Genomic DNA, 26,465 nt, shown 5'->3' on the forward strand with positions numbered 1-26,465 from the left:
TCCGGTTGAACCTCCGCAAGGCGAACAGCGATCCCTTCGGGACCGCCACCGGGCGGAACGATCCGGATTTCTCCCGGACAATCCCATGCCTTACGTGTGGAATGCGGGTGCCCATACATGCGATTTGCCGCAAAAGCAAGACCGATGCGGACCCAAGACCGAAAAGGCATCAAAAATCCCTCATCTCGCCAGGAGGCCGAGCAGCGGCAGCATCACGCCGGCATCCGGCATCGGCAGGACGGCATCAATATCGGGCGGCAGCATGCCGGCAAGCGACCCGTCGAGATTGCCGGTCGGCGTGCCGAGCGGCCCGCGGAAGCCGTGCTTTTCCCAGGCAAGCTGCTGCAAGGCGGAGGTCGTGAGCGCATCCATCAGGCGCTGCGACTGCTCGTCGATGACGATCAGCGGGTGCGAGGAATAGACTGTCGGGCGCGGATAGAGCATCACAGGCTTTGCGCCCGAACCGGACATGATGCGCTCCCAGCGAGCGCGGTCGGCGAGGATCCATTCGACGAGCTGGTTCTCGTAACCGACGATCATCGGTTCGCCGCCGATGCCGCCGGCGAGATACTGTTCGAACAGTTTTCCCGAGGACGGCGATTTGAAGCCCATGTTGCGGAAGATCGATTGCGTCTTGGGACCGAATTCGGCAAGCGCTTCCGGCGTCGCCAGGTTGCCGCTCAGCAGGCTCAATGCGAGGCCGGCGAACATGAAGCCGGAATTCGAACGGTTCGGATCGGTCGAGACGATGCGCGAGCGGCCATAGAGCATGTTGACGCCGAGCTTTGACCAGTCGGTGCCGGCAAGGATCGCATCCAGCAGCGCCTTCAGGTCGAGCTGGTGGTGGCCGGCGGCCGTTTTCGTCACGAGCCCTGCCTGCATCAGGCCGTCCGCCACCGGCTGCCAGGAATAGACGACGATCGGCGTGTTCAGGACGACGCGGTCGTCGCGGATCTTGATACCGTTCTGGCGAGCGATGTCGACCATGATCGACGAGGATGGCCACAGGAATTGCGGCTTCTGGGAAAGCAGCGCCTGCTCGCGCACCATTTCCACCGAGCCGGCCACCCGGCTCTGGATCGTCAGGCCGCGGCTGCCGAGCGCCCGCACCACATCCGGATCGGCCAGGAAGGATTCCTTCTCGCCGCCGATGAAGCCGAAGAGGTTCAAGCGGTTGCCGAGCAGTCCCTGCAATTCCGGCCGGTCTTTCACCACCAGATAACCGCCGGTGCCGACGGCGCCGGTCGCCAGCAAGCCCACTCCAAAGGCGCGTCTGGAAATCGCCATCAGCGTTCAAGGTCCTCTTTGAGCGATGCCTGGATGAGGCGCAGGTCGGTATTGAGACTGTCGAGCTGTTCCTCGATCAGGCTGTCGGCGTAATGGACGAAGGCGTCCTCGAGCTTCGCCAGCACGTCGCCCACGTCCTGCAACTGCTTGCTATCGGGCGCGCGCTTGGCCTCGACCATCGCAAACCCTTCGGCGACCTCTGCGGCGCGCGGCAGATAATAGCTCAGGAAACGGCGCACCGCACCGGCATTTTCCGGGTTCGCCTCGACCTTGGCAAAAACGTCGGCGGCAATCTCGGCAAGATGCCGCACACGCCTGGCGGTGTCCTTGTCGGAAATGCGTTCGGAGGCGGCCTCCAGCCGCTCGGCGGCGGGCACGGCATTCGCCATGAGCTCGCGGACGAATTCGAGACGGCCGCGGCCGATCGCCTTTCCGTCGATCCCCTCGAACATGCGGCGCGGCGCGAGCAGGAAGACGAGGCCGGCGAACACGAAGACGCCGATGCCGAAGGCGATCAGGATCGGCATCATCATCACGAAAGTCAGGACGGGAATCACCACCGCGGCGGCCAACCCCGCCACGATCCAGTTCCAGTCATTGCCGAACCATTTGCGCATTCAGTTACAACCGCGCCTCAATTGTAGCCACGGACGGTGCGAAAGGCCGCTGCAAGATCGGCCCCTCCGTCGAAAACGCGGGCGGACGTGGCCTTGGCGAGCCCATCCAGCTGCGTCTTGTCGGCATCGCCGAAAGTGATTCCGAAGATCGGCACGCGCGGCTTGGCCGCGTTCCAGCGATTGAGGAAAAACAGGCTGTTATCATCCGACCGGCCGTCGGTCATGATGACGATCGCCGGCAGATAGTTCGCAACATCGGGCATACGCGCAATCTGCTGCATGGCGAGATCGGCGCATGCATACATGTTGGTTCCGCCACCGGGCTGCTCGTTGAGAACGGCATTCAGCAGGCCTTCCTGCTCCAGCGGATCGCCGCTCGCCTCCATCGGCCGGCGGGGCGCGCTGTTGAACGGGATGACGACGATACGGTCGGCCGGCGACCATTGGACGAGCACGCGGCTCGCCTCGGCCGGCGTCAGCAGAAAGCGCATGGCATTCTTCAGCTGCGTCACACCATCACCCGACATCGAGCCAGAAAAATCGAGGCAAAGCGCGGTCAGCGACGGTTTGCGCAGCGCCGCCTGGTAAAGCGTCAGCGCCTCGCGAATGACCTGCGGCTCCGGCATGCGGATCGCCGTGACCAGTTTCCCGGGATCGAAGTTCCAGAGCGGTTCGGGCGGCGCCGAAACATCGGCGAGCGGAATGCGGCGGCCGGTCGCGGCGATGCGCTTCTGGATATCCGGCGTGCGCAGATAAACGAGCAGATCGTTGAAGAAGGTCTGGACCTCCGCTCCCCGGCCATGATCGACGAAGCCGAGCGGTGAATCGGCAACGGCGACGCCATCGGCCGGATAGATCGCATAAAGCGGCTCCTGCTGAATGCCGGCGAGCTTGTCGTTGGTCTCCTTCAGCACCGCCTCGTAATTCCACATCGCGTCGTAGAGCGTGCCGCGCCTGGCCGAATCCACGTAGAGATCGGCGAGCCATCCGGAGGAGCCGGAGGATCGCTCGACGCCCGACAGCAGCGCCTTCACCGTCTTCTGGACATTCGCGTCCCCGAGGTCGCCGGGTTCGATGACCGGCTTGTTGCCGAGCGCGCTCGACAGCATGGCAAGATAGGCACTGGCGCCGGAATTCGACTGCGTCGCCGAAGTCATCAGGAATTTCAGCGAGCCGGACTGCACCGCCGCCAGGATATCCTTCATGAACACCTGCTTGCCGATCCAGCCGAGTGCTTCCGCCTTCGACTTGCGGACACCGAGAACGACCGGCGTCTGGGCGATCGAGGTGAGCCCCTTCACGCGACGGCGGGTGTCGAACATGTCGACCCACACGCTGGAGGCCGGCCAGACGGCGTCCTCACCGACGCCGGCCTCGCTTTGCAGCGCCAGGCCGATATCCAGCGTTCCCTCATATTTGAAGATGCAGGTGGCGTTCTTCTGCTTGCAGAATTCCTCGACGATCGGCTGAATGACGGTGTTCTCAGAGCCGGAAACGATCGAAAAATCCGGCCCCTTGCCGAAATTGCAGCCGGCAAGGGAAACGAGCGCCAGGAGGCCGAACGCGAAGGCGGCGGTTCTTTTCATCGGCGCATCAGGCCTCTGTCATCGCCTTCTTGAGGTCGGTCGTCAGCTGCTCCATGCGCTTTTCGGCGTCGGCGCGCTTCTGGCGTCCCTCCTCCTGAACCCGGAGCACGCCGCTGATCGTATCGATCAGATCGCGGTTTGCCTGTTCCAGGGTATCGATGTCAACGATGCCGCGCTGCGACTGCTCCTCGATGGCGATCGCCTGGTCCTTCATCATCGCGGATGCCTGGCGGATCATCTCGTTGGTCGCGTCGGTGACGGTCTTCTGGAGTTCGAGCGCCGATTTCTGGCGATTGAGGCCGAGCAGGATGACCATCTTCTGCTTCCAGGCCGGCACGGTCAGCGCCGAGGTGGCCTGCAGGTTCTCGATCAGCGTCTCGTCGCCCGACTGGACGATGCGGATCTGCGGCAATTGCTGAATGCCGAGCTGGCGGGCCTGCTGCAGATAGAAGATGCGTTTTTCCAGCCGATCGAGCGCCTGCAAATTATCCTGATAGGTCTGCGCCTCGATGAGCCCCCCGCCGGCATTTGTCGCGGCCGCCTCGGCGGCTGTCTTCAGCTTCGGCAGTTCAGTGGCGCGGAAGTTTTCGGCGAATGCCTTGCCGGCCTGCACATAGGCGTCGAGCTTGACGATCGACTGCTTGGTCTCGTCATGGAGGTCGTCGAGCAGCGCGATGTCGCGGCGGAGCGTGTCCTTGTGACGGTCGAGCTCGAGGCCGATGCGGTCGATCTGGCCCGCGACGTCCTCGAACTCTTCCTTGAAGCGGGTCAGCCGCGCCTCGGCCGACTGGAACATACGGGTGAAGAAGCCGCCTTCCTTGATCGAGGCCGGATCGAGGTTCTTGGATTTCAGGATGATGTCGTTGAGCAGCCGGCCGACCTCGCCCATGTCCTTGTTGCGGACTTCGCGGAGGATGCGGTCGGCATAATCGGTGACCGACTGCTGCGCGCGGTCCCCGAAGACGGCGACGGAGGAGCGGTCGCTCAGGTCGATATTGTCGGAGATGCGGGCGATTTCCGCCGGATCGGCGGAAACAACGGGAAGATTGGCATTGGAAGTGGTGGCAACTACGTCGGTGTCCGCCATGGTGTCATCCCTGCAGCGCTCTGTTTCACCGTCGGCCCTGTTAAACAAGACCGATGCGGCGGGAATGATCAGGGAGCCGTGTGGGTGACGGCCAGCCTGGCGGCTATTCTTCGCGGCCCCCGCAATGCCCGACGCGGCCACACACTAAGGAATTGGGCATGACAGTTTCATGACAAGAAGGCGCAGATTCGGACCGTGCGATCTTTGGCGGGACGTCGTCCCTCAAGCCGGATCATCTGCCGCCATAAGGATCAGCAGAAGACGACGGAAATTCGCAGCACCGCGAAGCTGAAAAGCTGCGAGCTGAAGACCAGCACGAAGGTCTCTTACCGCTTTACCTTCCATTGATACGCCCCGACGCAAAATCGGCAGCGGCAATCTCCCACCCTTCTTTGCCGGCTCTTATTTTGCCGGCACTTACTTTGCCGGAACTGGGCACGGATCCTGCTGCTGTTTCAGCATTTCCAGTTTCACCAAGTTGCCGGAGAGCACGAAGTCGCCGTAATCCATGGTGAGATCCCGGGTGATGCCGTTCTCGTAGAGTTTAAACGACATGTTGTAGACCGGCGTCGGATCGCCGACCGCGCTCTCGTTGAAATAGGCGATGGTCACCGGCCAGAACGGCGTCTTCGAGAATTCTCCAGCCTTTTCGGCATCCGCGTCGTCCTTGCCCGGATCCTGCTGCTTGCCGATCACGGTGGTGGTCAAGAGCGCCTGATCGCCGTTCTCCGAACCGTCGAAGACGCGCGCCTCGAAAAAATGCTTGCCCTGCTTGGCGTTCTCGATGACGTCGAGCATATGGCCGGTCGGGAAATCGCTCGCCGGCAGGTCGAGTTCGCGGCCGTCCGGCTGGGCGATCTCGACCTTGATGCCGTTCTCCGCCATCGCCGCATCGCCGCTCAGCTGCTTGTCGAGCTGCTCGTCGGTGAAGGATTTGGTCTCGAAATGGAACTGGCGGGCGGAGAGATCCTCGTAGGTGATGGTCTGCTGGTCGCTGAGACGTGTCTCCTCGCCCGTGTCGATCTTGGTCACCAGTCGGAAACTGGTGGAAAAGCCGGTGCAGGCCGAGCCGGTGAATTCATAGACCATGCGGCCGACCATGCCCTCGATGCCGGACCGCTCCGATGCGTCCTTGAGCTTCAGGTCGTAAATGGCGCGGTGCGGCAGGAGCGCTCTCGCTCCGCTTTCGGTGTTCGCGTCGGCAGAGGTGGCGGCCGTGAGGCCCAGACCGCCGGCGAGGATCGCCCCGAGGCTCTTGCGCAACATTCACATTCTCCTGTTGGACTCAGTCCGGGTGTTATAAGAACGCCATCTGACCAAGCTAAGGCCTTGATGCCGGATTTTTGAAGAATTTACAACAAACGGGAGTCGAAAATGACCGAAGCCATCGATGGCCGCCTGAAGGAACTGGGAATCACGCTCCCCGTCGCCGCCGCGCCTGCAGCCAATTACCTGCCCTATGTGATCACCGGAAACCTGCTCTTCATCTCCGGCCAGTTGCCGAACGAGAACGGCAAGGTGGCGGTGACCGGTCTTGTCGGCGCCGACGTGGACGTCGCCACGGCAAGCCGTGCTGCCGAGCTCTGCGCCGTCAACATCCTCGCCCAGGCGAAAGCCGCTTTGGGCGGTGACCTCGGCAGGATCAAGCGGATGGTCAAGCTTTCGAGCTTCGTCGCTTCCGCTCCGGGCTTCGCCGAGCAGCATATCGTCACCAACGGCGCGTCGAACCTGATCGCTAACATTCTGGGCGAAGCCGGCAAGCACGCCCGCGCCGCCGTGGGCGTAGCGGCGCTGCCGCTCAACGCCGCCGTGGAAATCGAAGCCGTCATCGAGATCGAAGCATGACCGGCGCATCCTGGATCAAGGACTTTCCGGTTGCCCATCGCGGCTATCACGACATGAACCATCAGGTCTGGGAAAACACGCTCTCGGCCTTCTCCCGCGCGGCCGAAGCGGGATTTGCGATCGAATGCGACGTGCAGCTTGCCGCCGACAGCGTGCCGGTCGTCTTCCACGACCATGACCTTGAACGGCTCTGCGGCATCAAGGGCGACATCCGCGAGAAGACCTCCGCCGAACTCGGCCTGCTCGCAATCGGTGGCACGAAGGACAAGGTGCCGACCTTGAAGCAGATGCTCGACCTCGTCGCCGGCAAGGTGCCGCTCGTCATCGAGATCAAAGGCCGCAAGGGCGAAGGCGAGGACGACGGTTTTGCGGAAGCGGTGCTCGAAGTGCTCGAAGGTTATCAGGGCAAGGTGGCGCTGATGAGCTTCGACCACCACATCCTTCGCGACCTGAAAAGGGCCGGTGCGCCCTATCCGCTTGGCCTCACCGCGATGGGCGACAAGCCGGAGGAATTCTTCCGGCACGACGAAGCCATGCAGCTTGGCCTCGACTTCATCTCCTATCATTGGCCGCACCTGCCGAACACGTTCATCACCGCCCAGAGACAGGCCGGAATTCCGGTTATCACCTGGACCGTGAGGGATGCAAACGGGCGCGAACATACCTATAAATATGCCGAACAGATGACCTTCGAAGGTTTTGACCCGCGGGAGTCTCCCGCCGCATAAGTCCGAGAGTATGGCCGGCAATCTCACCATCCGTATCGAAAATTCGTTCTGCGCGATCAGCCGCGAAAGCTGGTCGCGCCTTTCCGGCGCCTCGAAATCCTCCTCCGGGACGCCCTACAATCCCTTCCTGTCGCACGCCTTTCTTTCGGCGCTGGAAGAATCCGGCTCCGCCACCGCCAAGAGCGGCTGGCACGGGCACCATCTCCTGCTGGAAAACGACGAAGGCGCGCTGATCGGCGCGGTACCCGGCTATCTGAAGAGCCACAGCCAGGGCGAATATGTCTTCGACCATGGCTGGGCCGACGCCTTCGAGCGTGCCGGAGGACGCTATTATCCGAAGCTGCAGTGCTCGGTGCCGTTCACGCCGGCGACCGGACCCCGGCTGCTCGTTTCCTCCGGTTACGACAAGGATTCGACGGAGCTGACACTTGCCGCCGGTCTCCAGGAAGTGACACGCCAGCTCGGCATCTCCTCCGCGCATGTGACCTTCGTGGCGGAAGACCAGCTCTCAGCCTTCGAGGAGGCGGATTACCTGCACCGCACCGACAAGCAGTTCCATTTCTTCAACGAGGGATACGAGAACCACGACGCGTTTCTGGAAACCCTCGCCTCCCGCAAGCGCAAGGCGCTGAAGAAGGAGCGGCGCGCGGCGGTCGAACACGGCATCACCATTGACTGGCTGACCGGCAAGGACCTGACGGAAGACATGTGGGACCAGTTCTTCGCGTTCTACATGGATACCGGCGGCCGCAAGTGGGGCCGGCCATATCTGACGCGGACATTCTATTCGCTGATCGGCGAGCGCATGCCGGACGACATCCTGCTGGTCATGGCCAAACGCAACGGCAAATACATCGCCGGCGCGATCAACTTCATCGGCGGCGACGCGCTCTATGGCCGGCATTGGGGCTGCATCGAAGACCATCCCTTCCTTCATTTCGAGGTCTGCTATCACCAGGCGATCGATTTCGCCTTGGCCAGGGGGCTGAAACGGGTCGAGGCGGGTGCGCAGGGCGAACACAAGCTGGCGCGCGGTTATCTGCCTGTCACCACCCATTCGATGCACTATATCGCCCATCCGGGACTTCGCCGCGCCGTCGCCGGCTATCTTGAGCGGGAGCGGCAGGAGGTCGAATACATGAACGAATACCTGTCCGAGCACAGCCCGTTCCGCAAGGGCGAGCGGCAGCAGGAACAGGATTAGAGCGCCCCGTTTTCTATACGATCAGAACAAGGAGAGGACATCCATGAGCGGCCAGGCCTACGACAGCAACAATATCTTCGGCAAAATCCTGCGCGGCGAGATCCCCTGCCACCGGGTTTACGAGGATGCCGATACGCTCGCCTTCATGGATGTCATGCCGCAGTCGCCCGGCCATCTTCTGGTCATTCCGAAAGCGCCGTCGCGCAATATCCTCGACGCCGATCCGACAGTGCTTTCAAAGCTGATGCCGGTCGTGCAGAAGCTCGCCAAGGCCGCCAGGGAGGCCTTCGAGGCGGACGGCATCACGGTCATCCAGTTCAACGAGCCGGCCTCCGGCCAGACAGTCTATCACCTGCATTTCCATGTGATTCCGCGTTACGAGGGCCTGGCCCTGAAGCCGCATTCCGGCCAGATGGAAGACCACGGCGTGCTTGCCGCCAATGCGGAAAAAATCATCGGCGAACTGGGAGCATAATCTCCCTATCCCTGCGCAATCACCGGCTAGAACCCGACCCACCACAAGCCGGCGACGAGGATCGCCATCGGAACGGCGACGCCGACCGCAACCTTGCGGCCAGCGGCCAGGAAGACCGCGAAACCGATACCGGCCGCAGCCAGACGCAGCCACAGCGGTGAGCCGGAAAGCGTCCCGGTCGGGAAGACGATCAGCTTTGCGGTGACGGCCATGACAAGCGCGGTCGCCACCGCCCTCACCCAATAGAGCGCCTCGGAATCCTCGTTCAGCCGGTTGCCGGCGACGACGCCGAGCCAGCGCCAGACATCGGTCGCGAGGAAACCGGCGACGGCGATGAAAATGAATGTCCGCCATTCCTCCATCATCGCGCAGCTCCAGCACCCGCGGGCTTTCTCTTCCGGCGGATACGATCGATCAGGTAGGCGATCGAACCGCCGCCGATGCCCGCGTAAAGCACGTCGAATTCCGGGGTAAGCAGCGTCAGTGAGGGGCCGAGCACCACGCCGGCCACGAAGGCGAACTTGACGACCGGCTGATGGGCGCTCGCCCAGATCGAGGCAATGAAATAGACCGGCGTCATGAAGAAGAGCACGCCGGCCACGAAGGGCGGAAAGGTCGCAGCAAGCCCATAGAAGAGCGCCACGACCAGGGTTCCGGTAAGCGTCAGCGTCACGCCGAACCCGGCGAAATAGATCGCCCGGTATTCGCGCGGTACGTTGCGCAGCGTGGTGATCGCAAACACCCAGGACGTGATGGCGATGAAATGCGACAGGATGAGCAGGAGCCAGATCGGTGTCCGCTTGGTGCGCATTTCGGGGATGACCGAAGCGACCATCGGCGTCATTCGGATCGAGGACAGCGTCACGGCAAGAAAGCAGGCGGCGATATTGGCCCCACCTGCCATGGTGCCGATGAGGATCACCTGCGCCGGCAGCGCCCAGACCGCCAGCGACATGAAGACGGCTTCCGCCCGCGTCAGCCCGGACTCCAGTGCGAAGGCGCTGAATCCGACGATCGACGTAAGCAGGATGAGCGCCGGCAGCGACAGGAGATTGCGCATGCCCGTAAAGAGCCAGAACAAGGCCCCATGGCCACCATGGCGGTCGTCACTGTCTGGAGACATTTCTATTCCGGCGGGTGAACAATAGAGGGTCATAAAAACGACGATGCCGGGACAGGCCCGGCATCGCAGGTATGGGTTAGCAAAATTCTATTTGGTCTTCGGCACGCGCGGCACCGTCCCGCCTTTGCGCGGGGCCGCTTTCGCAGGCGCTTCCTCGGCGACGACATCCGCGTCGACCATGGCGCGCGCCTTGGCAGGGCCGCTGCCGTCCTTGTCCTTCAGCGCCGGCTTCTTCGGCGTCTTCGCCTTGGAAACCTTGGCTTCGGCCTCTTCCGCCGCCTCTTCCACCTCGGCCTCCGGCTTCGGTTTCACGGGCGTCGCTTCCGGGATCGATTCGAGGATCAGCTTGTCCTTGCCGTCCTCGCCCTTGCCGACGGTGACGCTGACCACGCCGCCCTTGCGCAGCTTGCCGAACAGGATCTCGTTCGCCAGCGGCTTCTTGATATGCTCCTGGATGACGCGTGAGAGCGGGCGGGCGCCCATCTTCTCGTCGTAACCCTTTTCCGCCAGCCAGGCGATCGCATCCTGGTGCAGGTCGAAGGTGACGTTGCGTTCCGAAAGCTGCGTCTCGAGCTGCATGACGAATTTCTGCACGACCTGATGGATGACTTCCGTCGGCAGTGCGGCGAACGGAATGATCGCATCCAGACGATTGCGGAATTCCGGCGTGAACAGGCGGTTGATCGCCTCTTCATCCTCGCCGGTGCGCTTCGACGAACCGAAGCCGATGGCGGCCTTGGCCATTTCCGATGCGCCCGCATTGGTCGTCATGATCAGGATGACGTTGCGGAAGTCGATCTTCTTGCCGTTGTGGTCGGTCAGCGAACCATGGTCCATGACCTGCAGCAGGATATTGTAGATATCCGGATGCGCCTTCTCGATCTCGTCGAGCAGGACCACGCTGTGCGGATGCTGGTCGACGCTGTCGGTCAGGAGACCGCCCTGGTCGAAACCGACATAGCCGGGAGGGGCGCCGAGCAGCCGCGAGACCGTATGACGTTCCATGTATTCCGACATGTCGAAGCGCAACATCTCGACGCCGAGCGAGGCGGCAAGCTGCTTGGCGACCTCTGTCTTGCCGACGCCGGTCGGACCGGAGAAGACATAGGAGCCGATCGGCTTGTTCGGTTCGCGAAGGCCGGCGCGGGCCAGCTTGATCGCGGTCGACAGGGCCTCGATCGCCGCATCCTGGCCGTAGACGACCGAACGCAGTTCCTTTTCCAGGTTGGCGAGAACCATCTCGTCGTCCTTGGAAACGGTCTTGGCCGGGATCCGCGCCATGGTGGCGATCGTCGCCTCGATCTCCTTCTCGGTAATCAGCTTGCGGCGCTTGGAGGCCGGCAGCAGCATCTGGGCCGCACCGGTCTCGTCGATCACGTCGATCGCCTTGTCCGGCAGCTTGCGGTCGGAGATGTAGCGGGCCGAAAGTTCGACGGCCGACTTGATCGCCTCGTTGGTGTAGCGAAGCTTGTGATAGTCCTCGAAATAGGGTTTCAGGCCCTTCATGATCTCGATCGCATCCTCGATCGACGGTTCGTTGACGTCGATCTTCTGGAAGCGGCGGACGAGCGCCCGGTCCTTTTCGAAGAACTGGCGATATTCCTTGTAGGTGGTCGAGCCGATGCAGCGGATCGCGCCCGAGGAAAGGGCCGGCTTCAGCAGGTTCGAGGCATCCATCGCGCCGCCGGACGTGGCGCCGGCGCCGATCACGGTATGGATCTCGTCGATGAAGAGAACCGCACCCGGATATTCTTCCAGTTCCTTGACGACCTGCTTCAGGCGCTCCTCGAAGTCACCACGATAGCGCGTGCCGGCCAGCAGCGTGCCCATGTCGAGCGAGAAGATGGTGGCGTCGGCGAGAGCCTCCGGCACCTTGCCTTCGATGATCCGCTTGGCCAGCCCCTCGGCGATTGCCGTCTTGCCGACGCCCGGATCACCCACATAGAGCGGGTTGTTCTTGGACCGGCGGCACAGGACCTGGATCGTGCGGTTGACCTCGGCGTTGCGGCCGATCAGCGGGTCGATGCGGCCGTCGCGGGCCTTTTCGTTCAGGTTGACGCAATAGGCCTTCAGCGCATCCTGCGGCTTCTTGGCGGATGCTTCGTCCTGATCGCGCGAGGACGGCTTGGCGTCGGCGTCGCTTTCCTCGACACCGCGCGGGGTGCGGGTCTGGGTGGAACCGGGACGCTTGCCGATGCCGTGCGAGATGTAGTTGACCGCGTCGTAGCGGGTCATTTCCTGCTCCTGCAGGAAGAAGGCCGCGTGGCTTTCCCGTTCCGCAAAGATTGCGACGAGAACGTTGGCGCCGGTCACCTCCTCGCGGCCCGAGGACTGAACGTGGATGACGGCGCGCTGAATGACGCGCTGGAAGCCGGAGGTCGGCTTCGAATCCTCGTCGTAACCGGTGACGAGGTTGGCAAGCTCGTTGTCGACATAGTCGGTGACGGTCTTGCGAAGGGTTTCCAAATTGACGTTACAAGCGCCCATGACCGCCGCTGCATCCGCGTCGTCGATCAACGCCAATAGCAGGTGTTCGAGCGTGGCATATTCGTGATGCCGCTCGTTCGCGAAAGTCAGTGCCTGATGCAGCGCCTTTTCTAAGCTAGGCGAAAATGTTGGCACGTCGGGTTCCTCACTTCTTTTCCATGACACATTGCAGCGGATGCTGGTGCTGACGGGCGAAGTCCATGACCTGGGACACCTTGGTTTCCGCTACTTCATAGGTATATATTCCGCATTCCCCCACGCCGTGATTGTGGACGTGGAGCATGATACGCGTGGCCGCTTCCCTGTCCTTCTGAAAGAAACGCTCCAGAATATGGATGACGAACTCCATCGGCGTATAATCGTCATTCAGCAGGAGTACGCGATAAAGATTGGGCTTCTTGGTCTTAGGTTTCGTGCGGGTGATGACCGAGGTGCCGCGATTTGCGTTTTCTCCATCACCGCCCTTTTCATTTTGCATCAAGATCGGCCGTGCGATCATCTTCATTCATTCCCCAGTCATCCGGCGGCCGCCCAGTCATTTGACGCCTTGGGTTATCCATGACCCGATGGCCGATCGGCCGGACTTCAGTCTTCCTAACTTAGTTCATTGGACACGGATTTTAAGCCCCCTTTGCGGCCACGCAATCACTATTCCGCTAGAGACATCGCCGAACTCTAAGAAAATCACGGTTTTCCGCCTTGGCCTGAATCAAAAACGCCGAGTCCGAATCAAAAAGGCCGGCAGCGCTCCGCACCGCCGGCCTTCGCGATTGAAGGCGCCGTTGAAATCGGTCGTCGCCGCGCTTACGCGGCGTTCGGCACCACGACGGCCGTCGACTTTGCGACAGGCGCTTCGTAAGGCTTGTAGGCGGTCTTGGCGAGATCCGCATACATGTCGCTCATCTTCGTCGCTTCCGCGACGAAAGCCTCGTAGGAGGACTTGATATAGTTGGTCTGTAGCTCGTAGGCCGCCTCGATGCTGCGGACGCCCGACAGCGCCTCCATGAAGGAACTCATGTCCTGGAAGGACTTCTTGGAATAGTCGCTCGCCTCGGTGGCGATCGCCTGAAAACCCTTGGCCATCTCGGAATAGCTCTTCAGCATCCCGTCCATGGCTTCCTTGCTCTTCTTGCTGGCTTCATCGAAATTGAACATCGCATGGTCCCTTTGTTCTATTCGGATGCGCTCATAAAAAGGGGCCGTGCAGCAAAAGTCAAGGATGATTTGTGCGGCGCAAAATCACCTTTGGTTGCATCCGAACCTATGCAGATGCATAGACGGATTCAGGCTTTTGATTTTGCGGGAATATGCGTTCCCGCCTTCACAACCAAAGCGAAAAATCAGGCCTGCCGCAAAATCTGCGCTCTTTGTCGCACGGGCCGGAATCGAAAAGCGGGCGCGCGGCCCGCTTCCGGATCGATCAGAGATAGGTCGAGGAGATCGATCAGAGATCGACGTCCAGGATCGCCATCGAGAAATTGTAGGAGCGGTCGCCGTCCTCGTCATCGACATAGATGACGCCCAGAAACTCGTCGCCGAGATAAACTTCGGCCGAGTCGTTCTTGCGGGGACGCGCCTTGACGACCGCCTGCGGGTTCAGCACACGTTTGAAGTAGGCGTCCAGCTTCTTGATTTCGTCCGGTTTCACGATTCTCTCCGTCAGCGGTTCAAGTGCCGGCGCTTTTGACACGGGACAAAGGCGAAAGTAAAGCCGCCAAAACGCGCCCTCCCCGACCTTTCCCGGGACAAAGGAGGGGGAAGCTCAGATATCGGCTCCGAGAATCTGGTCCATCAGGCGCGAGGGTTCCGAACACCCTGCTTCTCCCACCACTCTGGCCGGCACGCCCGCCACGGTGGATTTCGGCGGGACCGGCTTCAGCACCACGGACCCTGCTGCGACGCGGGAGCACGAGCCCACCTCGATATTGCCGAGGATCTTGGCGCCGGCGCCGATCAGCACGCCATTGGCGATCTTGGGATGGCGGTCGGCACCTTCCTTGCCGGTGCCGCCGAGCGTGACACCGTGCAGGATCGAAACGTTGTCGCCGATCACGGCCGTCTCGCCGACCACCAGGCCGGTCGCATGGTCGAGGAAGATGCCCTTGCCGATGCGAGCGGCGGGGTTGATATCCGTCTGAAAGACGCTCGATGCGCGGCTCTGGAGGTAGAGCGCGAAATCGCGGCGGCCGCGGTTGAATAGCCAATGGGCCAGACGATGGGTCTGGATGGCATGGAATCCTTTGAAATAAAGCACCGGCTCAAGGAAACGCAGGCAGGCGGGGTCGCGATCGTAGACGGCCTGGATGTCGACACGCAGGATGGTTCCCCATTCCGGCCAGTCGGCGAGCATTTCCACGAAGGTCTGGCGCAGCAGCACCGCCTGGAGGTCGGGATGGTCGAGCCGTTCGCAGATTCGATGGATGACGCATGCTTCGAGCGACTGGTGGTTCAGCACCGTGGAATAGAGAAACGCAGCGAGCAGCGGGTCCTGCTCGGCAGCCGCGCGCGCCTCCTGGCGCAGCGTATCCCAGATGGGATCGACCGTCGCGACCTGCTCCTTGGGGCGGATTTCAGTTCTTGCGGCCATCGCCGTCTCCTCGTTTGCCGTCAGGCAGACTATATAGAATAAGTTTACATCAACACCAATGGCGACAAAATCGCATTCCGTTGATGATAAGGATCAGAGAACCTCCGCCCTTGCGTCCGAGTTGCATCAGGACGCCGACAGTTCTGCGTAGAAGTCGAGCACGGCTTTCTTGAAAACGCGGTCACCGACGGCAAGCATATGATCGCGGCCGGGAATGTCGAGCGCTCGGGCATTCGGCATCAGCGACGCGAGTTCCCGGGCGGAGCCGGCAATATCGTCCGTCGTGCCGACGCCGATCAGCGTCGGTGCGTCGATGCGCCCCATGTCGGCGCGCGAGACCAGATCGCGCGAACCGCGGATGCAGGCGGCAAGCGCCTGCCTGTTGCTTTTCGTCTGCTCGGCGAAGGCTCTGAACATTTTTCCGCGCGTGTGGCTTACGGCGTCCAGCGAGGGCGCGAGCAGTGCGTCCGCGATCGGGTCCCAGTCGCCGACACCGTCCGTCATACCGATGCCGAGCCCGCCGAGCACCAGCGAGCGCACCCGATGCGGATGGGCGAGCGCCGCAAACACCGAAATCCGTGCCCCCATCGAATAACCGAAGAGATGTGCTTCGGGAATCCTCAGATGATCGAGAAGCGCCACCGAATCCTCGGCCATCACCCAGGGGCGGTAGGCTTCCGGATCGAGCGGCTTGTCGCTGCTGCCATGGCCGCGATTGTCCATGGCGATGACCCGGTAACCAGCGTCGCCGAGAGTCTTCAGCCAGCCCGGATGCACCCAGTTGACGAGCGCGCTCGAGGCAAAACCGTGGATCAGCAGCACCGGATCTCCCGAAGGATCGCCTTCGTCGAAATAGGCAAGATCAAGGCTCTCATGATGGAATGTGGAAAAAGCGGGCGCATTGAGGTTCATTGCAGGATATCCGGTCGGCAGTCGATTTCAGCCGGACAATAGTGGAACGCCGGAGCGGATTGAACCCCGCCGGCCAGGGAAAAGCAACTCGACGGATACCACCGGGAATATTGGCGGCGTCACGGCCGTGGCCGTCGGCGCCCGGTCGGGCGAAGGTTGCCCGATTTCATCCCGACAAAGCGGTTTTTGCACTACACAATCACCATCCGGAACGGTAATGTCCGCCGCAAATCAGACGTGCGTATTGCAATATCGGAGATCACCATGGCCGGGCATAGCATTCCCCACTTCCAGAACGACGGCGGGCATCGCTTGATCCAGGTCGGCGTGAAGGAATTCATGTGCACCGGGGCTTCCGTGCCGTTCGATCATCCGCATATCTTCATCGACATGGGCGACGACAACGAGAAGGTCTGCTCCTATTGTTCGACCCTTTATCGCTACAATCCGTCGCTAAAAGCCGAACAGACCGATCCGCCCGGCTGCGTCTTCCACATCAAGGCAGCATAGTCACCGCTGATCGGCCGCCGCCATGTCCATCGAGAGAGCAGCAATTATCGGCGCCGGCATGGCCGGGCTGACGGCTGCCCTTGCCTTCGCCCGGTATGGCATCGCCTCGGACATTTTCGAGGAAGCCGCCGAACTCGTCGAGGTCGGCGCCGGGCTGCAGATCTCGCCTAATGCTTCGCGCATTCTCGGCACGCTCGGCGTGCTGCCGGCGCTGGAAGCGGTCTGGACCGAGCCGGAACAGATCGCGCTCGTCTCCGGTACGTCGCTCCGGCCGATCGCCCATGTGCCGGCCGGGCGTTTCGCACGGGAGCGCTGGGAAGCGCCCTATGGCGTGCTGCACCGCTCCGCCCTTCAGAAGGCATTGCTGGCGGCCGTTTTGCAAAATCCGCTCTGCCGCCTTCATCTCGACACGCCGATCCGCGGCAAAGCCCATGACGTTCTTTCCGGATCGATGGGGCAGACATACCCGCTGATCGTCGGAGCGGACGGCGTCTGGTCCAATCTGCGGTCCAGCGTGCCGCATGCGCCGGAACCCGACTTTTCCCGCAACGTCGCGTGGCGTTTCATCATTCCAAGCGCCGAAGCACCGTCCTGGTTGTCGAACCATCAGGTCACCGCCTTTCTCGGGCCATCGACCCATCTTGTAGCTTATCCTTTGAAAAAGCTGGATGCGGTCAATATCGTCGCCATCGCGTCCGGCATCAGTCCCGGCGAAACCTGGGATGCCAAGGCCACCGAAGCGCAGCGGCGGATGCTGGCAGAGCAGTTCCATCGCTGGGACCGGCGCATCGTCGACCTGCTGCAGAAGGCGGAACGGCCGAATTTCTGGCCGTTGCACGAGGTGACCGCCGGGCGGTGGCAAAACGGCCGGGACACGGTGCTGATCGGCGATGCCGCGCATGCCATGATGCCGTTTGCGGCGCAGGGAGCGGCGATGGCCATCGAGGACGCCTTCGTGCTGGCAAACCGTGTCGCAGGTCCCCTGCCCCTTGCCGAGTCGCTCGCCGCCTTCGAAAGCGAGCGGACAGCAAGGATCGCCCGGGTGCGCGCCCGCGGCCTCTTCAACCGCTTTGTCTACCATGCCCGCGGGCCGATCAAACTCGGCCGCAACATCGTTTTGTCGCTCAGGCCGCCGCAATCGCTCGCGGCGGACCTCGACTGGCTCTACGGCTTTAAGGCCGAGTGATCAGATCGCGGCTGCGGCCGCAAAACCGATCTCCAGATCCTTCTTGAGATCGGCAACGTCCTCGAGGCCGATCTGCAGGCGGATGACCGGACCTTCGGGCGGCGCCGTGCGGATGGTGCGGTCCGACAGGTTGACCGGCACCGCGAGGCTTTCGTAACCGCCCCAGGAATAACCGAGGCCGAAGAACGACAGCGCATCCAGGAAGGCATGGGCCTTGGCCCTCGCCTTCTCGGCATCAGCCTTCAGCACGAAGGAAAAGACGCCGCTCGAACCCTTGAAATCCCGCTTCCAGATCGCGTGGCCCGGGAAACTCGGCAGGGCCGGATGCAGGACGCGGACGACGTCGTCGCGACTTTCCAGCCATTGGGCGATGTCGAGCGCGCTCTTCCGGTGATGTTCGAGGCGCACGCCCATGGTCCGGAGCCCGCGCAGGATCTGGTAGGAATCGTCCGGCGCGCCGCAAATGCCGAGCGTGATACGGGCCTCCTCCAGCTTCGGCCAGTGCCTGGCATTGGCATGTACCGACCCCATGATGATGTCCGAATGACCGGATGGATATTTGGTCGTCGCATGGATCGACACATCGACGCCAAAATCGAGAGGCCGGAAGAAGAGCGGCGTCGCCCAGGTATTGTCCATGGTGACGACGATATCGTGCTTGTGGGCCGCGTCCGAGATGGCGCGGATATCCTGCATTTCCATCGTGTTGGAGCCTGGCGCCTCCGTGTGGATCAGCCGCGTGTTGGGCTTGATCAGCGCTTCGATGCCGGCACCGATTTCCGGATCGTAATATTCCACCTCGACGCCCAGCCGCTTCAGCATCGTATTGCAGAAATTGCGGCACGGCGAATAGACAGAATCAACGATCAGCGCGTGGTCCCCAGCCGACAGATAGGCAAGGAAAGGAACGGAGATCGCCGCCAGTCCGGAAGGCACGAGGATGGTGCCTGCCGAGCCTTCCAGTTCGTCGAAGGCGGCGCAGAGTGCGTCGGTCGTCGGCGTTGCACGGGTCCCGTAGGTATATTTCTGCGCCCGCTTCTCCATCGTGGCGGAGTCGGGAAAAAGCACAGTGGACGCATGCACGACCGGCGGATTGACAAAACCGTGATAGCCCGAGGGGTCGTGGCCCATATGGGCAAGGCGCGTGTTCGGGCCGGCGCCGGTGAACAGGGCATCATTCGTCTTTTTCATATCGGGAAAAGCTTTCTCTGTCGGTGGAGAGCGAAGTTTTGCCGCTGGAACATGTTCCGGTCAACCCCGCAGCACGGCTGCTGCGCGAACACATCAGGAAGCCTGCTATATAGCGGAAAACGCTGCCCTTTTGATCAAGCGGCGCCCAAACTTTGAGTATTTGCCCCTTTCTTGGGCCAAGTTAACGAATTTACCTCATTTCCGACGCAATTCGAAAACGCGACACTTGACCCTGCGTTGTTTTGCGAATGAGATAGCAGCCACCCGCACCGGGAGGGTTGGCGGGGGACCGGCCGTATTCGAAGAAAACAGGGGGCGGCGCGGTGTCACCAGATCACACAAAACCAAGAGATAAGGTTGGGAAAATGAAAAAGACGCTTCTGTCAGCCGCGATTGGCGCAGCGGTCCTGGGCTTTGCCTCGGCAGCTTCTGCCGCGACGCTCGATGATGTGAAGGCGAAGGGTTTCGTCCAGTGCGGCGTCAACACCGGTCTCGCAGGCTTTGCGCAGCCGGACTCCGCCGGCAACTGGAAGGGCTTCGACGTCGACTACTGCAAGGCCGTCGCCGCTGCCGTCTTCGGCGACGCAACCAAGGTAAAATACACGCCGACCACCGCCCAGAGCCGTTTCACGGCACTGCAGTCCGGCGAAATCGACCTGCTCGCCCGTAACACGACCTGGACGGTCAACCGCGACACCGCGCTCGGCTTCAACTTCCGTTACGTCAACTACTATGACGGCCAGGGCTTCATGGTGCCGAAGAGCCTCAACGTGAAGTCGGCTCTCGAACTCTCCGGCGCCGCCGTCTGCGTCCAGTCGGGCACCACCACCGAACTCAACCTCGCCGACTACTTCAAGGCCAACAAGCTGGAATACAAGCCGGTCGTCTTCGAAAAGCTCGAAGAAGTGAACGCCGCCTACCAGGCCGGCCGTTGCGACGTCTACACGACCGACCAGTCCGGCCTCTATTCGCTGCGCCTGTCGCTCTCCAACCCGAACGACCACGTGATCCTGCCGGAAATCATCTCCAAGGAGCCGCTCGCTCCGGCGGTGCGCCAGGGCGACGACAAGTGGTTCGACATCGTCACCTGGGCCGGTTATGCACTGGTTCAGGCCGAAGAGTTCGGCATCACCCAGGCCAATGTCGACGACATCAAGAAGAGCTCCACCAACCCGGACGTCCGCCGCTTCCTCGGCGTCGAGAAGGATACCAAGATCGGTACCGATCTCGGCCTCACCAACGACTGGGCCTACAACATCATCAAGGGCGTCGGTAACTACGGCGAAGTCTTCGAACGCAACATCGGCGCCAACACGCCCCTCAAGATCCAGCGCGGCCTGAACGCTCTCTGGACCAAGGGCGGCCTGCAGTACGCTCCGCCGGTCCGCTAAGCTCCGGGCCTGACGACACCCGGCAAGGCGGTATAGACCGCCTTGCCGGCCTTAAAAAATAAGAAGATCAAAAACAAAAAAGGCCTAAAGGCCAACGGGGAAAGGCAGCATGACAGATCACGCCATACGTGTGTCATCTCACCGGGGGGAGCCTAGGGTTTCTCCGATATACGACCCGAAGGTGCGCAGCATCTTCTTCCAGATCCTGACAGCCGTGGTCGTGGTCCTGGTCACCTGGTCGATCAGCCACAATGTCTCGGTCAACCTCGCGCGGGCCAACATCGCCTCCGGCTACAGTTTCCTGGCCGGCCGTTCGGGCTTCGACATCGGCTTTGCGATGATCTCGTATTCGAGTGATTCGACCTACGGCGACGCCCTGCTCGTCGGTCTGATCAACACGATCCTGATCGCCGTCACCGGCATCATCACCGCGACGATCATCGGCTTCATCATCGGCATCGGCCGCCTTTCCAAGAACTGGCTGATCGCCAAGCTGTGCACGGTGTATGTCGAGGTGTTCCGCAACATCCCGCCGCTGCTCGTCATCTTCTTCTGGTATTCTGGCGTCCTTTCCTCCCTGCCGCAGGTGCGCGACTCGCTGAAGCTGCCTTTCAGCATGTTCCTCAACAACCGCGGCCTGGCATTCCCGAAGCCGGTGTGGGGAGACGGCGCATCTCTGATCTCGGTCGCTTTCCTCGTCGGCATCATAGCGACCCTTGCGATTGCCATGTGGGCGAAGCAGCGTCAGATGCGGACCGGCAAGCAGTTCCACACGATCTGGGTCGGCATCGGCCTGATCCTCGGCCTGCCGCTCCTGACCTTCCTGGCGCTCGGCGCGCCGCTTTCCTTCGACTATCCGATTGCCGGGCGCTTCAATCTTTCCGGCGGCTCGGTGATCGCTCCGGAATTCGTAGCGCTTTATCTGGCGCTTTCCTTCTATACCGCCGCCTTCATCGCGGAAATCATCCGCGCCGGCATCCGCGGCGTTCCCAAGGGGCAATCGGAGGCCTCCTTCGCGCTCGGCCTACAGCCTTCGACGACCACGCGCCTGGTCGTCATCCCGCAGGCAATGCGCATCATCATCCCGCCGCTGACGAGCCAGTATCTGAACCTGACCAAGAACTCCTCGCTCGGCGTCGCGATCGGCTTTCCTGAACTGGTCTCGACCGGCGGCACGACGATGAACCAGACGGGCCAGGCGGTCGAAGTCATCTCGATCTGGCTCGTCGTCTACCTGACGATCAGCATCGCGACATCACTGTTCATGAACTGGTTCAACGCCAAGATGGCACTGGTGGAGAGGTAAGATCATGGTCGATGCAAACGCCTCCTACGTGCGTCGCGAAATGCTGCCGGCTCAGCCGGCGCCGATTGCCACCGGCAACATCGCGGGCTGGATCAGGGTCAACCTGCTCGCCACGCCAAAAGACGTCGTCCTGACCATCCTCGCGCTGGCCGTGTTGGCCGCCGTCGTTCCGTCCGCCCTGAACTGGCTGTTCATCCAGGCCAGTTGGCTCGGCAGCGACCGTTCCGTCTGCGCCACCGTCGTACAAGGCGGCATTCAGCCGGATGGCTGGAAAGGCGCCTGCTGGGCGTTCGTCAAGGATCGTTTCGTACAGTTCCTGTTCGGACGTTATCCGATCGACGAACGCTGGCGGCCGATCCTCGTGACGATCATGTTCATTGTCTTGCTGACCCCGCTCCTCATCCCGAAGATGCCACGCAAGGGCCTGAACGCGGTTCTGCTGTTCATCGTCTTCCCGATCGTCGCCTTCTTCCTGCTGCACGGCAACGCATTCGGCCTCGATCGGGTGGAAACGCCGCTTTGGGGCGGCCTGATGGTCACCCTCATCCTGTCCTTCGTCGGGATTGCAGTGTCGTTTCCGCTCGGAACACTGCTGGCCCTCGGCCGGCGATCGAAAATGCCGGTGATCAAGACGCTCTGCGTCACCTTTATCGAAGTGATCCGCGGCGTGCCGCTCATCACCGTGCTCTTCATGGCGAACGTCATGCTGCCGCTCTTCCTGCCGACCGGCTGGACGATCGACAATTTTCTGCGAGCGCTTGTCGCCGTGGCGCTCTTTGCCTCGGCCTATATGGCGGAAGTCATCCGCGGCGGCCTGCAGGCGATCCCCAAGGGCCAGTCAGAAGGGGCCGATTCGCTCGGCCTCGGCTACTGGCAGAAGATGCGGCTGATCATCCTGCCTCAGGCGATCAAGCTGGTCATCCCCGGCATCGTCAACACGTTCATCGGGCTCTTCAAGGACACCTCGCTCGTGTCGATCATCGGCATGTTCGATCTCCTGAACATCATCCGCCTGAACTTCACGGACACAGCCTGGATCACCCCGGTAACGCCGATCACAGGCCTGATCTTCGCAGGTTTCATCTACTGGCTGTTCTGCTTCAGCATGTCGCGCTATTCCGCTTTCATGGAACGGCATCTCGACACTGCCCACAAGCGCTGACCGCTAAAACAGAATTACAAGGGGAAAAACATGGCTGAAGCCCAACCCAAGAAAATGACGGTCTCCGCAACGGACGTCGCCGTCGAGATCATCGGCATGAACAAGTGGTACGGCGATTTCCACGTGCTGCGCGACATCAACCTCAAGGTCATGCGCGGCGAGCGCATCGTCATCGCCGGCCCGTCCGGTTCCGGCAAGTCGACGATGATCCGCTGCATCAACCGCCTGGAAGAGCACCAGGCCGGTCATATCATCGTCGACGGCATCGAACTCACCAACGATCTGAAGAAGATCGACGAAGTGCGCCGAGAAGTCGGCATGGTGTTCCAACACTTCAACCTCTTCCCGCATCTGACGATCCTGGAGAACTGCACGCTGGCGCCGATCTGGGTGCGCAAGATGCCGAAGAAGGAAGCGGAAGAGATCGCGATGCACTACCTGAAGCGCGTCAAGATCCCGGAACAGGCCCATAAATATCCCGGGCAGCTCTCCGGCGGCCAGCAGCAGCGCGTGGCGATCGCCCGTTCGCTCTGCATGAAGCCGAAAATCATGCTGTTCGACGAACCGACATCGGCGCTCGACCCGGAAATGGTCAAGGAAGTGCTCGACACGATGGTGAGCCTTGCCGAGGAAGGCATGACCATGCTCTGCGTCACCCACGAAATGGGCTTTGCCCGCCAGGTCGCCAACCGCGTCATCTTCATGGACCAGGGCCAGATCGTCGAGCAGAACTCGCCGGCCGAATTCTTCGACAACCCGCAGCACGAGCGCACCAGGTTGTTCCTCAGCCAGATCCTCCACTGAGGGCATCCGGACCCGCATGATAGTCCAAGGGCGCTTCGGCGCCCTTTTTCGTTACCGTTCGGTTTACCAGGTAAAGGAATAGCGGGCCTTGACACTGGTGACCGGGTCGTCGGCATCCGAATAGCGGTCGAGTGAGCCGGTGACCGTCATATGATCGCCGACCCTCTGTTCGACGCCCATGCCTGCGCCGACCGTCTTGAAGCCGTCGCTACCCGAAACGCGGCCGATCAGCGTCGTGCCGCTCCCGGGATGGGAAAGGCGCACCGACTGGCTGGCGTCCATTCCGGCCCATCCGCCCGTCGCGCCGTCGTAATGCATCGCGTAGCTGCTGCGCTTCTCGATGTCGATCGTCGGCGTGGCGATCTCTTTTTCGTAATAGTTCATGGTGATGGAGGCACCCCGGCCTTCATCGAGACCGACGCCGATACCGCGCTTGATTTCGGATGCCGGCGTCTTGATCTTCTGCGCTATAAAATTGCTCCAGAAGCTGACCGGCATGTCCACCGGCGCACCGCTCTGCGTCGTGTTGACACCCATGGAGATGCCGGCTTCCGTCTCGATCCGGTTCGGCAGTTTCAAGCCGAGCTTGACGGAATAGCTGGTATCGGAATTTTTGGAGGGCTTCCAGATCAGCGGCCCGTCGTCCGCATGGCATGGCACGGCAATCAATACTGCTGCGCAGCCAAGCGCCGCGCGAGCGAAAAATATCCTGCTCATATGTATCCCCGTTTCGAAGGCGCAGAGCAATGCACTGCGCCGGGCAGTCAATCGTGGACCGTCCGAACAACAAGCGATTTCAATGTGTGGAGACGCTCAGCTCAGACCAGAGTTCGTGCGCCAACGTTGCCTTCCCTTGCATGCTGCACCGGAACCGACGCTTTCAATCATACGAAACAATGCGGCCATTCGGAATCCGCAATGCGGCGGGAATGGGATTTTGCGCAGCGTTCCAAAAAATCATCGGCACGCGGTTGCCAGCCGGCAACAGTTACTATCGATTCAGGGGCAACCGAACCTCCTCTCACCCTCAAGGTAGCGCCTCGACTGCTGCATTCACCTGGGGCCTGAGCCACATAGCCTGATAAAAAATAACTGGATGCAATTTTTGATAGAGATCAAGGCATACCGATGCAATTGGCGTACTGATTGCGTAAGAAAACAGGAGATGCGGCAAGATGCACAAACAAGTTTTTGAAAAGACGCACGGGGAAGGCGCTTTCAGGGTCGCCGTTCGGCGCCCGGGCAGAGGCCGCGAGATCATCACCTATCAGGTTCGCCGCGATATTGCCGGCAGGCAGGTCTGGTCGACGGTACCTTCCAACTGGAGCGCGATGCGCGAACTGATCGAAGAACTTTTCCAAGCGGAACTGTCGCTGCCGCGCAGCGGATTTGTAGCCTGACGCTTGAAAAGGCACACGCGCCGCAAAACGATGGCAAGACATCAGGCGCGAGACAGCGGACGCCTCCATTCGGGTACCGATATCGGAAGGCTCCCTTCGGGACACGGATCAGACTGCTGATCTGCCATTCGGCCAGATGTGTTGATCCTTGAACTGCCGGGGCTCTGGCTGCGGAGCGTTGAACGGCACGATCTATCCTTGCTGTCGCCCAGATGAACATCGGCTTCACGATCGGTTCACACTCAAGGGCGCGAAATACCTCCAAACATCAGGAGGCAAATCATGCGGAAACTGATCATCGCTGTGACGCTCATCGCGAGCTCGTTCACCGGAGCAGCCAATGCACTTCCCCTTCGAAATATTAATCCACCAACCTCGTCACCGGTTGTGACCGTCGATTGGGCATGCGGTCGCGGGTACCATCTGAGCCCGCGCGGTTATTGCCGACCGAATCGATGGGCACCACCCCCGCGCCGCCACTATGGCTGGGACCGGCCGCATCGCCGTTGGCATGACGACCGCCCCAGATACTGGCGCGACTATGATCGGCGGGAACGCTGGGAACGCAACCGCGGTGGAAACTGGCGGTAAAAATCAGCCTTTGGCTACGTCTTTGTGCCTGAGGCGCGGGTTTGGAACTGCGACCGGTCTACCGATCAGCCCCATCATCGATCTTAGACAGTCGCGTGGGATAGCTTGTCTGATGCCATGATGAGGTTGAGGCGGATGGTTGCGGACGCTCATTGTGGCTGGCAGCGATCTCCGGGCAGAGTGACCATAAAGCAAACGGTCACCGCTAGCTCCTTTGATCTAAGCCGAATTGATACTCGCTTATCAGGCGAGCTGATGTATATTGCAATCGTAAGTCAACAGCTTGCCTGAGAGCTCGGAGCGGGAAAAACGATCCGGGCTCTCCTCTTTCAAGCCGGGATGTCTCTTGTACGGCGGGGCTTGCGCCTTGGCGGACCGGCGCGAGCCTGCAAATAAGTTTCGGCGTAGCGATGTATCGAAAGGCCGCTTAAAGTCGGCTATTTTTCAAGTTGGTCTGCTGGGCGCGGAAACAAATTCCGAAAACCTCGTTTTCGACCGCATTCGCCAGATTCGATGTCGACTTTTCAAAAAAACTGGCGACCCCTGCAGGACTCGAACCTGCGACCTGCTGCTTAGAAGGCAGCTGCTCTATCCAGTTGAGCTAAGGGGCCGGTCTCGGCCGCAGCGCCCGGAAGGATCCGGGCCAGCAAAAAATCCATGAGTCTTGATCAGTGAGTCCAGGGCTGTGTCCGGTTGAAGCGGAAATTGTCCGTGTAGGACACGATCTGGCGGGCAGCTTCCTTGGGCTCCACCACTCGATATTCGAGACCTTCCCGCTTGGCGTACGCTTCCGCCTGCTCCCGCGTCTCGAACGTCAACCGAAGCTGCTGCTTCATGTCGCCTGAGGACGTGTAGCCAAGAATCGGATCGATGCGGCGCGGCTGTTCCTGGTCGAATTCCAGCACCCAGAGATGGGTCTTGGCCTTGCCGGACTGCATGGCGGTCTTTGCGGGACGATAAATCTTGGCAGGCATTCCTGAAACGCT

28 protein-coding genes and 1 tRNA gene are annotated in these 26,465 nt (G+C 61.2%); 12 read left to right on the forward strand and 17 right to left on the reverse strand.

Annotated features, from left to right (window positions below; all coding sequences use genetic code 11):
* Positions 1-180 precede the first annotated feature (180 nt).
* From DMO26_RS07315 to DMO26_RS07335, 5 genes are all read right to left on the reverse strand, one after another.
* Positions 181-1,287 (reverse strand): substrate-binding domain-containing protein, encoded by a 1,107-nt coding sequence (locus tag DMO26_RS07315; RefSeq protein ID WP_117191362.1) that lies wholly within the window; start codon positions 1,285-1,287, stop codon positions 181-183.
* Entirely contained in the window at positions 1,287-1,904 is a 618-nt protein-coding gene (locus DMO26_RS07320; RefSeq protein WP_117191363.1) for a 5-bromo-4-chloroindolyl phosphate hydrolysis family protein, read from the reverse strand. The genes DMO26_RS07315 and DMO26_RS07320 overlap by 1 nt, the downstream gene beginning before the upstream one ends.
* 17 nt (positions 1,905-1,921) lie before the next feature.
* Positions 1,922-3,490, reverse strand: a complete 1,569-nt coding sequence (locus tag DMO26_RS07325; protein ID WP_117191364.1) for a vWA domain-containing protein — start codon at positions 3,488-3,490, stop codon at positions 1,922-1,924.
* Positions 3,491-3,497: 7 nt separating this feature from the next.
* On the reverse strand, positions 3,498-4,577 hold the full coding sequence (locus DMO26_RS07330) for a toxic anion resistance protein (RefSeq protein WP_117191365.1): 1,080 nt from the start codon (positions 4,575-4,577) through the stop codon (positions 3,498-3,500).
* A 417-nt stretch (positions 4,578-4,994) separates the two neighbouring features.
* A complete protein-coding gene (locus tag DMO26_RS07335; protein ID WP_117191366.1) occupies positions 4,995-5,843 on the reverse strand; it encodes a cell envelope integrity EipB family protein in 849 nt (282 codons plus the stop codon).
* A 108-nt stretch (positions 5,844-5,951) separates the two neighbouring features.
* Here DMO26_RS07335 and DMO26_RS07340 point away from each other — a divergent pair, with 108 nt between their 5' ends.
* Genes DMO26_RS07340 through DMO26_RS07355 form a run of 4 tightly spaced genes read left to right on the forward strand, consistent with a single transcriptional unit; the run spans position 5,952 to position 8,829 of the window.
* A complete protein-coding gene (locus DMO26_RS07340) occupies positions 5,952-6,422 on the forward strand; it encodes a RidA family protein (protein ID WP_117191367.1) in 471 nt (156 codons plus the stop codon).
* Positions 6,419-7,150: a glycerophosphodiester phosphodiesterase gene (locus DMO26_RS07345; RefSeq protein WP_162894754.1), complete on the forward strand. Its 732-nt coding sequence runs from the start codon at positions 6,419-6,421 to the stop codon at positions 7,148-7,150. The genes DMO26_RS07340 and DMO26_RS07345 overlap by 4 nt, the downstream gene beginning before the upstream one ends.
* 10 nt (positions 7,151-7,160) lie before the next feature.
* Positions 7,161-8,354, forward strand: a complete 1,194-nt coding sequence (locus tag DMO26_RS07350; RefSeq protein WP_117191368.1) for a GNAT family N-acetyltransferase — start codon at positions 7,161-7,163, stop codon at positions 8,352-8,354.
* A 43-nt stretch (positions 8,355-8,397) separates the two neighbouring features.
* Complete coding sequence (locus tag DMO26_RS07355) at positions 8,398-8,829, forward strand: HIT family protein (protein WP_117191369.1); 432 nt, start codon at positions 8,398-8,400, stop codon at positions 8,827-8,829.
* Between the two features lie 26 nt (positions 8,830-8,855).
* On the opposite strand, the gene DMO26_RS07360 is transcribed toward DMO26_RS07355, so the two are convergent.
* The 8 genes from DMO26_RS07360 to DMO26_RS07395 all read right to left on the reverse strand — a co-directional run bounded on the left by DMO26_RS07360 (position 8,856) and on the right by DMO26_RS07395 (position 15,938).
* Positions 8,856-9,194, reverse strand: a complete 339-nt coding sequence (locus DMO26_RS07360; protein WP_117191370.1) for an AzlD domain-containing protein — start codon at positions 9,192-9,194, stop codon at positions 8,856-8,858.
* Positions 9,191-9,952, reverse strand: coding sequence for an AzlC family ABC transporter permease (locus DMO26_RS07365; protein ID WP_117191371.1), 762 nt, complete (start codon positions 9,950-9,952; stop codon positions 9,191-9,193). Before DMO26_RS07365 ends, DMO26_RS07360 begins: the two co-directional genes overlap by 4 nt.
* Positions 9,953-10,039: 87 nt before the next feature.
* Complete coding sequence (clpA, locus tag DMO26_RS07370) at positions 10,040-12,574, reverse strand: ATP-dependent Clp protease ATP-binding subunit ClpA (RefSeq protein WP_117191372.1); 2,535 nt, start codon at positions 12,572-12,574, stop codon at positions 10,040-10,042.
* Between the two features lie 10 nt (positions 12,575-12,584).
* Entirely contained in the window at positions 12,585-12,938 is a 354-nt protein-coding gene (clpS, locus tag DMO26_RS07375; RefSeq protein WP_117191507.1) for an ATP-dependent Clp protease adapter ClpS, read from the reverse strand.
* 305 nt (positions 12,939-13,243) lie between these two features.
* The gene (locus DMO26_RS07380) at positions 13,244-13,594 is read right to left on the reverse strand and encodes a phasin family protein (RefSeq protein WP_117191373.1); all 351 of its coding nucleotides are present in this window, start codon (positions 13,592-13,594) and stop codon (positions 13,244-13,246) included.
* A 289-nt stretch (positions 13,595-13,883) separates the two neighbouring features.
* Positions 13,884-14,087: a DUF3126 family protein gene (locus tag DMO26_RS07385; protein WP_117191374.1), complete on the reverse strand. Its 204-nt coding sequence runs from the start codon at positions 14,085-14,087 to the stop codon at positions 13,884-13,886.
* A gap of 114 nt (positions 14,088-14,201) precedes the next feature.
* Positions 14,202-15,026 carry a serine O-acetyltransferase gene (gene cysE, locus DMO26_RS07390; protein WP_117191375.1) on the reverse strand — a complete coding sequence of 275 codons (825 nt, stop codon included), beginning with the start codon at positions 15,024-15,026 and terminating at the stop codon, positions 14,202-14,204.
* A 126-nt stretch (positions 15,027-15,152) separates the two neighbouring features.
* Positions 15,153-15,938, reverse strand: a complete 786-nt coding sequence (locus tag DMO26_RS07395) for an alpha/beta fold hydrolase (RefSeq protein WP_117191376.1) — start codon at positions 15,936-15,938, stop codon at positions 15,153-15,155.
* Between the two features lie 264 nt (positions 15,939-16,202).
* Here DMO26_RS07395 and DMO26_RS07400 point away from each other — a divergent pair, with 264 nt between their 5' ends.
* Together DMO26_RS07400 and DMO26_RS07405 are read left to right on the forward strand one after the other, a co-directional pair.
* Positions 16,203-16,448, forward strand: coding sequence for a zinc-finger domain-containing protein (locus DMO26_RS07400; RefSeq protein ID WP_117191377.1), 246 nt, complete (start codon positions 16,203-16,205; stop codon positions 16,446-16,448).
* Between the two features lie 22 nt (positions 16,449-16,470).
* Positions 16,471-17,634, forward strand: a complete 1,164-nt coding sequence (locus DMO26_RS07405; protein ID WP_117191378.1) for an FAD-dependent monooxygenase — start codon at positions 16,471-16,473, stop codon at positions 17,632-17,634.
* Here the strand turns inward: DMO26_RS07405 and DMO26_RS07410 are convergent, their stop codons facing one another.
* Positions 17,635-18,825, reverse strand: a complete 1,191-nt coding sequence (locus DMO26_RS07410) for a cystathionine beta-lyase (RefSeq protein ID WP_117191379.1) — start codon at positions 18,823-18,825, stop codon at positions 17,635-17,637.
* A gap of 365 nt (positions 18,826-19,190) precedes the next feature.
* On the opposite strand from DMO26_RS07410, the gene DMO26_RS07415 reads away from it, so the two are divergent.
* The 4 genes from DMO26_RS07415 to DMO26_RS07430 all read left to right on the forward strand — a co-directional run bounded on the left by DMO26_RS07415 (position 19,191) and on the right by DMO26_RS07430 (position 23,488).
* The gene (locus DMO26_RS07415; RefSeq protein ID WP_117191380.1) at positions 19,191-20,216 is read left to right on the forward strand and encodes an amino acid ABC transporter substrate-binding protein; all 1,026 of its coding nucleotides are present in this window, start codon (positions 19,191-19,193) and stop codon (positions 20,214-20,216) included.
* 109 nt (positions 20,217-20,325) lie between these two features.
* Complete coding sequence (locus DMO26_RS07420; RefSeq protein WP_117191381.1) at positions 20,326-21,522, forward strand: amino acid ABC transporter permease; 1,197 nt, start codon at positions 20,326-20,328, stop codon at positions 21,520-21,522.
* A gap of 4 nt (positions 21,523-21,526) precedes the next feature.
* On the forward strand, positions 21,527-22,684 hold the full coding sequence (locus DMO26_RS07425) for an amino acid ABC transporter permease (RefSeq protein ID WP_117191382.1): 1,158 nt from the start codon (positions 21,527-21,529) through the stop codon (positions 22,682-22,684).
* A gap of 30 nt (positions 22,685-22,714) precedes the next feature.
* Entirely contained in the window at positions 22,715-23,488 is a 774-nt protein-coding gene (locus tag DMO26_RS07430) for an amino acid ABC transporter ATP-binding protein (protein ID WP_117191383.1), read from the forward strand.
* 63 nt (positions 23,489-23,551) lie between these two features.
* Here DMO26_RS07430 and DMO26_RS07435 read toward each other — a convergent pair whose 3' ends face one another.
* On the reverse strand, positions 23,552-24,205 hold the full coding sequence (locus DMO26_RS07435; protein WP_117191384.1) for a hypothetical protein: 654 nt from the start codon (positions 24,203-24,205) through the stop codon (positions 23,552-23,554).
* Positions 24,206-24,663: 458 nt separating this feature from the next.
* On the opposite strand from DMO26_RS07435, the gene DMO26_RS07440 reads away from it, so the two are divergent.
* On the forward strand, positions 24,664-24,888 hold the full coding sequence (locus tag DMO26_RS07440) for a hypothetical protein (RefSeq protein ID WP_117191385.1): 225 nt from the start codon (positions 24,664-24,666) through the stop codon (positions 24,886-24,888).
* Positions 24,889-25,170: 282 nt separating this feature from the next.
* Entirely contained in the window at positions 25,171-25,479 is a 309-nt protein-coding gene (locus DMO26_RS35040; RefSeq protein ID WP_117191386.1) for a GCG_CRPN prefix-to-repeats domain-containing protein, read from the forward strand.
* A 534-nt stretch (positions 25,480-26,013) separates the two neighbouring features.
* Here the strand turns inward: DMO26_RS35040 and DMO26_RS07450 are convergent.
* Both DMO26_RS07450 and DMO26_RS07455 read right to left on the reverse strand, forming a co-directional pair.
* Positions 26,014-26,090: transfer RNA gene (locus DMO26_RS07450), tRNA-Arg, on the reverse strand.
* A 57-nt stretch (positions 26,091-26,147) separates the two neighbouring features.
* On the reverse strand, positions 26,148-26,453 hold the full coding sequence (locus DMO26_RS07455) for an ETC complex I subunit (RefSeq protein WP_117191387.1): 306 nt from the start codon (positions 26,451-26,453) through the stop codon (positions 26,148-26,150).
* Between the last annotated feature and the right edge of the window lie 12 nt (positions 26,454-26,465).

Source organism: Rhizobium terrae, from assembly GCF_003425685.1.
Lineage (GTDB): Bacteria > Pseudomonadota > Alphaproteobacteria > Rhizobiales > Rhizobiaceae > Neorhizobium > Neorhizobium terrae.